At 52.5% G+C, this 695-nt stretch carries 1 rRNA gene; it reads right to left on the bottom strand.

Annotation, left to right across the window (positions count from 1 at the left end):
- Window positions 1–695: ribosomal RNA gene (locus V6256_RS15150) — 23S ribosomal RNA — on the bottom strand; the annotation flags it as partial.

Genomic DNA, 695 nt, shown 5'->3' with positions numbered 1-695 from the left:
CCGCACTTACACACCTTGCCTATCAACGTTGTAGTCTCCAACGGCCCTTTAGGGAACTTAAAGTTCCAGTGAGAACTCATCTTGAGGCTCGCTTCCCGCTTAGATGCTTTCAGCGGTTATCGATTCCGAACGTAGCTACCGGGCAATGCTATTGGCATAACAACCCGAACACCAGCGGTTCGTCCACTCCGGTCCTCTCGTACTAGGAGCAGCTCCTCTCAATTCTCAAACGCCCACGGCAGATAGGGACCGAACTGTCTCACGACGTTCTAAACCCAGCTCGCGTACCACTTTAAATGGCGAACAGCCATACCCTTGGGACCGACTTCAGCCCCAGGATGTGATGAGCCGACATCGAGGTGCCAAACACCGCCGTCGATATGAACTCTTGGGCGGTATCAGCCTGTTATCCCCGGAGTACCTTTTATCCGTTGAGCGATGGCCCTTCCATTCAGAACCACCGGATCACTATGACCTACTTTCGTACCTGCTCGACGTGTCTGTCTCGCAGTTAAGCTGGCTTATACCATTGTACTAACCTCACGATGTCCGACCGTGATTAGCCAACCTTCGTACTCCTCCGTTACTCTTTGGGAGGAGACCGCCCCAGTCAAACTACCCACCAAACAGTGTCCCAAACCCCGATTCAGGGGCCATGGTTAGAACTCAAAACATACAAGGGTGGTATTTCAAGG

The organism is Psychromonas aquatilis (assembly GCF_038155185.1).
Lineage (GTDB): Bacteria > Pseudomonadota > Gammaproteobacteria > Enterobacterales > Psychromonadaceae > Psychromonas > Psychromonas aquatilis.
This window is presented reverse-complemented; position numbering and strand designations above follow the sequence as displayed.